Annotated in this window: 3 protein-coding genes; 1 reads left to right on the top strand and 2 read right to left on the bottom strand. The window is 73.7% G+C overall.

Translation table 11 applies throughout. The annotated features are described in order from the left end of the window. Positions 1-440 precede the first annotated feature (440 nt). The gene (locus tag ACWEVN_RS21895) at positions 441-2,315 is read left to right on the top strand and encodes a Calx-beta domain-containing protein (RefSeq protein WP_449681628.1); all 1,875 of its coding nucleotides are present in this window, start codon (positions 441-443) and stop codon (positions 2,313-2,315) included. A gap of 43 nt (positions 2,316-2,358) precedes the next feature. Here ACWEVN_RS21895 and ACWEVN_RS21890 read toward each other — a convergent pair whose 3' ends face one another. Further along, on the bottom strand, positions 2,359-3,336 hold the full coding sequence (locus tag ACWEVN_RS21890) for a 3-oxoacyl-ACP synthase (RefSeq protein ID WP_452052498.1): 978 nt from the start codon (positions 3,334-3,336) through the stop codon (positions 2,359-2,361). Beyond that, a complete protein-coding gene (locus tag ACWEVN_RS21885) occupies positions 3,333-8,705 on the bottom strand; it encodes a condensation domain-containing protein (protein WP_452052497.1) in 5,373 nt (1,790 codons plus the stop codon). The genes ACWEVN_RS21890 and ACWEVN_RS21885 overlap by 4 nt, the downstream gene beginning before the upstream one ends. Positions 8,706-8,708 lie beyond the last annotated feature (3 nt).

Raw genomic sequence — 8,708 nt, 5'->3', positions numbered from 1 at the left:
GCTCGCCGACCTCGGCCAGGCGGCGCGCCCGGGCCGCTGACCCCGCCGCACGAGCGGGACCGGCCGGCCGGTCCCGCGTAAAGTTTGTCCGGGGCGCCCGGGCCGGAGGATCGCCCGGCCGGGCGCCCGAAACAGCGCTGCGCGTTACGACATTCGGGCGGAAATTCGCTCCCCGCGCTGCAAAAATCGACGCGAGGCCCAAGATCATCCGGCACCGGCCGTGCCAGCACGTCACTGAACCGAGTGAACGCCACACCACGGCCTTCGGTGTCCCGGCGCCTCCGAACCATGGTTTCCGTAGCCCGGAACCGCCCCCATGCCCCGTTGAGCGCCTTGACATGCGGCGCTCCGAGTGACGCTCTCCCTGCCTGCTAACGAAAATCCGCGCTTTCCGTCTTCCCGAGGCAACCCGCAGTAATCCGGCCTTCGGAAGGGAAGTCATGTCGCGGAGATCCTTGTTCGTCGCGCTGACCACGGTCAGTGCGTTGCTCACCCCGGCCGCCGTCGCGGCCGCGGCGCCGCCGGGTGTCGATCCGGCCACCGTCGATCTCACGCTCTCCGCCGGGCAGAGCACCACCGTCACCAAGCACGTCACCACCTCCGCCGTCCCCCCGAACCCCGACCTCGTGCTGCTCGCCGACACGACCGGCAGCATGGCCGGCGCCATCGCCAACGTCCGCACGAACGCCGGTGCCATCACCGGGGACGTGCTCGCCGCGCAGCCGACCGCCCAGTTCGGCGTCGCCGAGTACAAGGACTTCACCGACTCCGTGCCCTTCAAGGTCAACCAGGGCATCACCGCCGACACCGCCGCCGTGCAGGCCGGCATCGACCAGTGGTCGGCCAGTGGCGGTGGCGACCTGCCCGAAGCCGACCTCAACGCGCTCTTCGAACTGGCCAGCGGCGCGGTCACCTTCCGCCCGGACGGCACCCGCATCATCGCCTGGTTCGGCGACGCGCCGTCGCACGATCCCAGCGGCGGGCACACCCTCGCCCAGACCATCGACGCGCTCAAGGCGGCGAAGATCCGGGTCGTCGCGGTCAACGTCGGCGCGCTGGACGCCGACGGCCAGGCGAGCGCCATCGCCACGGCCACCGGCGGCGTGCTGCTGAACAACGTGCCGTCGGACCAGGTGTCGCAGGCCATCCTCGACGGCATCAAGTCCATCGAGGTCACGGTCGCCCCGAAGGTCACCAGCTGCGACCCGCAGCTGACGCTCACCAATGCCCCGGCGAGCGTCAAGGTGCCCAGTGGGGACGTCGCGACGTTCACCGAGACCGTCGCCGCCAAGGCGGACGCCGCGCCCGGCACCTACCACTGCACGGTCGACTACCAGGTCGACGGCGTGTCCCGCGGGTACGTCGAGACGACGACCGTGCGGGTGCTCGGCCTGAGCATCAACGACGTCACGGTGAACGAGGGCTCCGGCGGCGCGCCGGTGCCGGCCACCTTCACCGTGTCGCTGCTCGGCGGCGCCGGCCCGAACCCGGTGTCGGTGCACTACGCCACCGCGAACGGCACGGCGACCGCTCCCGCGGACTACCAGGCGGCGAGCGGTGACGTGACCTTCGCGCCCGGCGAGACGACCAAGCCGGTGACCGTCCTGGTCAACCCGGACACCGTCGACGAGCCGGACGAGACGTTCACCGTCACCCTGTCCGCGCCCTCGGGCGCCGGGCTGGTGGACCCGACCGGCGTCGGCACGATCGTCGACGACGACCGGGACGGCGTCTTCTCCTGCACCGGCACCGCCGCGAACGTCATCGGCATCACCGCGGCCGTGGCGAACCCGGCGAACCTGCCCTGCGCCGACGACAGCAAGACCGTCCTCGACGCGACGCTCAACGCCGGCCTGATCAAGGTGCAGACGCACGCGCTGACCTCGTCGACCGACCTGGCCCCCGACAACCAGTCGGCGGCTCCGGCGGCCGGTGACCACGCGCAGGCGTCGGCCAAGATCGACAAGACGGTGATCAGCACGGTCGGGCTGACCATCGAGCTGGGCGTGATCCAGTCCCAGGCGGCGGCGACCTGCCAGCCGGCCCCGGGCGGGCTCGCCCCGGTGCTGACCGGCAGCTCGAACATCGCGTCGCTGAAGATCAACGGAGTCTCGGTCACGGTGGGCTCGGCGCCGCTGACCATCGCGCTGGTCATCGGCTCGCTGAAGCTGAACGGCCAGACCATCGCGAACGGCGTCGTGAAGCAGCAGGCCGTCGCACTGGAGACCCCGCTGGCGAAGATCGTGCTCGCGGAGTCCCAGGCCGACGTGCACGGCACCGCCGCGCACCCGGCCGGCAACCCCTGCAAGCGCTGATCCGGTGAACCCCGGGGCGGGCGGCTGCCGCCCGCCCCGGGCCTCACAGCTCGTGCGACGTCGTGTCGTCGGTCGTCACCAAGAGCGCGCTCCACGCCGCGGCCGGGCTGATGTTGAGCAGCACCGCGCGCCCGCCGAATTCCCCGGTTTCCCGGGCGCTGGAGAGGTTGAAGAAGACGTCGTTGGGCCCGAGGTGGCCGAAGCGGGCCAGGTTGTCGAAGCACGCCTTCGCGATCGGGACGCCGATCGCCTCCGACCAGTTCCGGAACGCCGCCGTGGACAGGTTCTGCGCGAGGTAGCACGGGACGTCGGCGGGACTCAGGCCGTTGCGGCCGAGCAGGCGGGTGACCAGCGCCCGCAGCCGGTTGCGGGTCTCCACGGCCAGCCGGAACGAATAGACCGCCGGGTCGGTGCACTCCTCCCGCCAGCGCGCGAACTCCTCGTCGCGGTACTCGACGCGGAACAGGTCCGCGTAAGTCCCGTTCGTCTCCAAGAGGACATCCCGGATCCGGAGTTCTCCCTCACGCCGCAACAGAAGCGCGCCACCGCTGTCGCCGTTGACCGTGACGGGGTGGCGGTAGCGCCCCGGCGTCGCGGGCTTGCTCCCGTGCAGGACGAGCACGTTTCCCAGCCCCGGATCGGCGCGCAGCAGCCCGTCCGCGGCGAGCAACGCCGGGGTGAGTGACGCACACCCGAGGCCACCGACGGAAAACGCCATCGCCCGGTCCGCGCCCAGCATCGCCTGCAGCCGGGTCGCTTCCGAGCTGACCAGCGTCTGCGGGGCCCGCGGCTCCACCGTCAGGACGACGTCGACGTCGTTCGCGTCGAGGCCCGCGGTGGCCAGCGCCCGCTCCCCCGCCCGGGCGGCGAGATCGGCCGCGGTCAGCGTGTCGTCGGCGGGCACCCGGTCGATGCCGAGCGCGGTGCAGGTCGCGCGTTCGGCGTCGGACAGCGAGGGCAGCTCGGCGACCGGCAGAAAAGTCTCCGGCAGGTACCAGGCCGAGGCGGCGAGCGCGATCACGGCAGTTCGGTGAAGGCGCCCAGGATTTCGTCGGCCAGCGCGTCCAGGCGCTCCTGGCCGACGCCGCCCGCCACGGCCAGCCGCAGTGCGCCGTCCCGCACCGCGCTGGTGACGACCAGCGGGAACCAGGACGCGACCGCGCGTTTGAGGTTCACCGACAGGTCCCAGCGGGTCCGCAGCAGGCGGACGCCGGAGTCGAACGCGGAGGTGTCGCTCGGCCCGTGCAGCACCAGGACCTCCGGCTCGGGCAGGGCCCGCAACCCGGCGGTCCCGGGCGAGTCCGGCGAGAGGTGGCGCAGCATCCCGTAGCCGACGCCGTCGTTCGGCACCGACCGCGCGCGGTCGGCGATCTCCGGCAGGCAGTCCCGGGCCGTGGTGCCCGGCCCGACCGGCAGCACCAGCGGGTGCAGCGTGGTGAACCAGCCCACCGACGGGCCGCGCCCGGCCAGCCGGAACGGGTTCGGCGTGGCCTCCCCCTCGGTCATCACGAACGCGCTCGGCGCGTCCTGCCACCGGGCCAGGCCGCAGGACACCGCGCACAACGCCGCTTCCCGGCCCTCGGCGCCGCCGGCCGACAGCAGGGTCGCCACCGCCGGGTCGTCGAGGGTCCGGGCGGTGATGCCGTCACCGGGCGCGCCGCCGATCGCGCCGGCCGCCGCGCCCGCCCGCAGGGTCGCCGTCCAGTAGGTCAGCTCCGCCGAGAGCTCGTCGGAAGCCGCCATCGCCCGCAGGTGCTCGGCCCATTCGCGCCACCGCGGCGGCCGGGGCGTGAGGGCGGGCGCGCGGCCCGCCGCGAGGTCCGCGAGCAGCACGTCGAGGTCGTCGAGGACGACCACAGTGGACATGTTGTCGAAGACGAAGTGGTTGACCAGCAGGACGAGCAAGCCACCGCGGGCACGGCCGCGGTCGTAGTGGCGGACGCGGAACAGCGGCCCGCGCGCCGGATCCATCTCCGCCTTCATCGCCAGGCAGTCGTCCGCGACGATCGCGAGTTCCTCGTCGGCGGTCAGCGGCGGGAGCACCTTGGTGTCGAACACGTCCGCCGCGGTGAGGTCCGCGACTTCGAGCCGGGCACCCAGCGCGTTGCGCCGCAGCCGGTAGCGCAGCGGTTCGTGCAGGGCGAGGAGGTGCCCGCTCGCCGTCCGGATCGCGGCGCCGCCGATCTCGGGGGTGGTTTCCACGGTGTGGACGTCGACGAAGTCGCCGACGTCGTCCGGCATCCGGTCCAGGAAGCTGAGCATGATCGGGGTCGGCGGGATCGCGCGCGGCGGCTCGGAAACCGGCACTTCCGCGGGCGTGGCGACGGCGGGACCGTCGACGACCGCGGCCCGGGCCAGTTCGCCGAGCGTGCGGCACTGCAGCAGCTGCTGCGGGGTGAAGTGGACGCCGTCCTTGGCCGCCCGCGCGGCCACCCGGACGCCGAGCACCGAATCGCCGCCGAGGTCGAAGAAGTTGTCCTTCGGGCCGACCGGGCCGCCGCCGGTCAGCAGGTCCGCGCAGATCGCGGCGAGGACCCGCTCGGCGTGGGCGGCGGTATCACTGTCCACAACGGATGGTGTGGTCATGGCGGGCTCCCGGTGGGTGGGGGCGGGGACCGGCTCGCCGTCGACGGCCGGGAGGGCGGCCAGGGGGCGGCCGGGTTCGCGCAGCACGGCGTCGAGCAGGCCGGGCAGGAGGCGGGCGAGCGCGTCGGCCGTCCCGCGGTCGAAGAGGGCGGTCGCGTACTCGAAGTAGCCGTCCATCGGCCCGTCCTGCTGGTCGATGACGCCGACGGTGAGGTCGAACTTCGCGGTGCCCGGCGCGATCCCGGCGACGGTGCCGGCGTCGGAAAAGCGCGCGCACTCCAGCCCGCCCAGTTCGGCGGTGTCCTGCGGGACGTTCTGGTAGGTGTAGGCGACGTCGAACAGCGGCTGGCGGCCGGGTTCGCGCGGCCCGCACACCGCCGAGACGATCTTCTCCAGCGGGATTTCCTCGTGGTCCAGGACGTGGGCGACGGTGTCCGCGCAGCGCCGGACCAGGTCGGTGAACGACAGCGCGCCCTCGACCCGGGTGCGGAACGGCGGCAGGTTGTTGAAGTACCCCATCAGGTCGTGCGTCGCCGGGTGCGTCCGGCCGGAGGTGGCCACGCCGACGACGACGTCGGTGAAGCCGGCCCAGCGGTGCAGCAGCGCGTCGACCAGCGCCAGCATGGTGACGAACGTCGTCACGCCGTGTTCGCGGCTGAACCGGCGGGCGGCCTCGGCGGCCGGTTCGGCGATGGTGAACTCGACGAGGTCGCCGTCGAAGGACTGGGCGGCCGGGCGGGGCCGGTCCAGCGGCAGCTGCGCGGCAGGCAGGCCAGCCAGCTCGGCGCGCCAGAACCGCAGGCCGCGCTCGAGGGTCTCCCCCGACAGGCGCCGGCGTTGCCAGGCCGCGAAATCGGCGAACTGGAAGGGCAGCTCCGGCAGCGCGGGCGCCCGCCCGGCCAGCCGGGCCTGATACAGCTCGGTGAAGTCGCGGAAGAAGATCGTCGGCGACCAGCCGTCGAAGACGATGTGGTGGTAGGTCCAGAGCAGGACGTGGTCGGCTTCGGCCAGGCGCACCAGGGTGACCCGGACCAGCGGGCCGGTGGCCAGGTCGAACGGACGGACGGCCTCCTCGCCGGCCAGCCGGTGCGCCGCCGCGGTGCGCTCGGCTTCGGGCAGCGTGCTCAGGTCGTGCACGACGAGCCGGGGACCGGGTTCGGCGAGGCGGGTGCACGGCACGCCGTCGTCGTCGAGGATGCAGGTACGCAGGATTTCGTGGCGGTCGAGGAGGTCCTGCACGGCCCCGGCGAGCGCGGCTTCGTCCAGGGGGCCGGACAGCCGGAGGTCGTGCGGGATGTTGTAGAGCGCGCTGCCGGGGTTGAGCCGGTCGAGGAACCACAGCTGTTCCTGGCCGAACGACAGCGGCAGGGGGCCGCCGCGCGGCAGCACGGCGATGGCGGGGACGTCGTCGGACGGGCGCCGCTCGGCCCGTACGGCCTCGATGCGGGCGGCGAAGGCCCGCACGGTCGGGTGGCCGTACAGGTCGGCGAACGTCAGCTCGATGCCGAAGTCGCGTTCCATGGTGCGCAGCGCGGTGATCGCCGCGATCGACGTCCCGCCGAGGGCGAAGTAGTCCGACTCGCGGTCGAGTTCGTCCTCCCCCAGTGCCCGCGCCCAGACTTCGGCGACCCGGCGCTCGGTGTCCACATCGGACACCACGGCGACCGGCTCGGCCACCGGGGTTTCGACGGACGGCGAGCCTGCCGGGCGGCACCAGCAGCGGACGCCTTCCAGCGGGTAGGCCGGCGCTTCGATCCGCGGCACGACCGTCCCGGCGTAGTGGCGGTCCCAGTCGAGCCGGACGCCCAGCCGGTAGAGCGTGGCCACCTGCCGCAGCACCGCTCGCCGTCCGGCCCCGGCGATCAGCTCGACGCAGCCGAGCTCGGGTGCCAGCCGGCGCATCGTCCGCGAGAGCACGCCGCCGGTGCCGAGCTCGACCAGCACCGCGCCGTCCCGGACGAACCCGCGCACCGCCTCGGCCAGCCGGCCCGAGTCGAGCGCCGAGCCGACGGCCCGGCCCGCCGCGGCGGCCAAACCGTCCTCGATGGACAGTTCGCCGCGCGCGATCCGCACCGACAGGTTGCCCGCGCCGGACCCGACGAGGTGGGTGTCGGGCAGGCCCAGCGACCGGGCCAGCCGGTGCAGCGCGTGGTGGACGGCGACCAACCGGGGGGCCGGTTCGCCGGGCAGCGGGTCGTCGCCGAGGACCGGCCACGCCGCGCAGAGGTCCGCCCAGAGCTCGGGTTCGACCCCGCCGTCGCCGGAGAACAGCAGCACCACGGGTGGGTCGTCCGCGGCGGGCGTGTCCGGGACGGCGGCCGACCTGAGGGCCGTGGCGAGCGCGGCGGGTTCGTCGGCGACCACGGCGATCCGGACGGGGTGGTCGTCGCGGCCGCGGTTCATCGCGTGGCCGACGGCGAGGACGTCGTGCCCGCTCGATTCGGCGAAGTCCGCAAGTTCGGCGCGGTAGCGGGCGAGTGCGGACGCCGTCTTCGCCGAGACCGTCACCAGGTGTTCGGTCCCGTCCGGGGCCGCGGGCTTCGGAGCCTCCGGGGGCTGCTCGACCACGGCGTGCACGTTGGTCCCGGTGAGCCCGAACGAGCTCAGGCCCGCGCGCCGCGGTGTGGCGCCCTCCCAGGGGCCGAACGCGGGGTTGACCCGCACCGGGCCGTCGAAGTCGAGCAGCGGGTTGGGGGTCTCGAAGTGCGCGGTCGGGTACCGGACGCCGCGCCGCACGCTGAGCACCACCTTGACCAGCCCGGCGACCCCGGCGGCGTTGTCGAGGTGCCCGATGTTGCCCTTGATCGAGCCGATCGCGCAGGACGGGGTGGTCACCCCGGCGTCGAGGAACGCCTGGCGCAGGGCCTCGACCTCGACGACGTCGCCGAGCGGGGTGGCCGAGCCGTGGCACTCGACGTACCCGACGGTGGCCGGGTCGACGCCGGCGTCCCGCCAGGCCGCGGTGATCACCTCGGTCTGGGCCGCCCGGCTCGGCGCGCTCATGCTGGCCATCCGGTAGCCGTTGTGGTTGACGGCGATGCCCTTCAGCACGGCGTGCACGTGATCGCCGTCGGCGAGCGCGGCGGCCAGCGGCTTGAGCACGACGATCCCGCCGCCTTCGCCGCCGACCGCGCCGGTGGCCTTCTCGTCGAACGGACGGCACCGGCCCTCGGGCGATTCGACCCCGCGGACCGGGACGTGCCCGGCCTCGCGGATCGGCACCGGCCGCACACTGATGCCGCCGGCCAGCGCCAGGTCGGCGGCCCCGCTGCGCAGCAGGGCGACGGCGTGGGCGACGGCGACCAGACTGCCGCTGCAGGCGGTGTCGAGGACGAGCGCGGGCCCGGTGAAGTCGTGGCGGTAGCTGATCCGCGCGGCGAGCGAGGCCGCCAGGATGCCGAGAATCTGCTGCGGGTCCTCCTCGTCGAAGAGGTCTTCGTAGTCGCTGCGCGAGCTGCCGAGCACGACGGCGGTGCGTGAGCCGCGCAGGGCCTGGGGCGCGTAGCAGGCGTTTTCGAGGGCTTCGTGGGCGAGTTGCAGGATCAGCCGCTGGTGCGGGTCCATCCAGGCGGCTTCGGCCGGTGGCACGCCGAAGAAGCGGTGGTCGAAGCGGTCGATCCGGTCGAGGTAGCCCATCGGCAGGTAGCCGGGGCCGGGCGCGAAGCCGTTCTCCCGCAACCGTTCCTCGGCCGGCTGCCCGGTGACGTCGCGCCCTTCGGCGAGCAGGTCGTGGACGGCCGCCGGCCCGTGGGCGCCCGGGAGCAGGGCGGACACCCCGATGATCGCCACGTCGTCGGTGCGCACCGG

The organism is Amycolatopsis sp. NPDC003861, from assembly GCF_053605405.1.
Note: the sequence above shows the minus strand (reverse complement) of the source record. Positions and strands in the feature narration are given on the sequence as shown.

Excerpts from the sequence above, each read along its gene's own strand:
- ACWEVN_RS21895 (WP_449681628.1), top strand. The coding sequence starts at position 441 with ATGTCGCGGAGATCCTTGTTCGTCGCGCTGACCACGGTCAGTGCGTTG.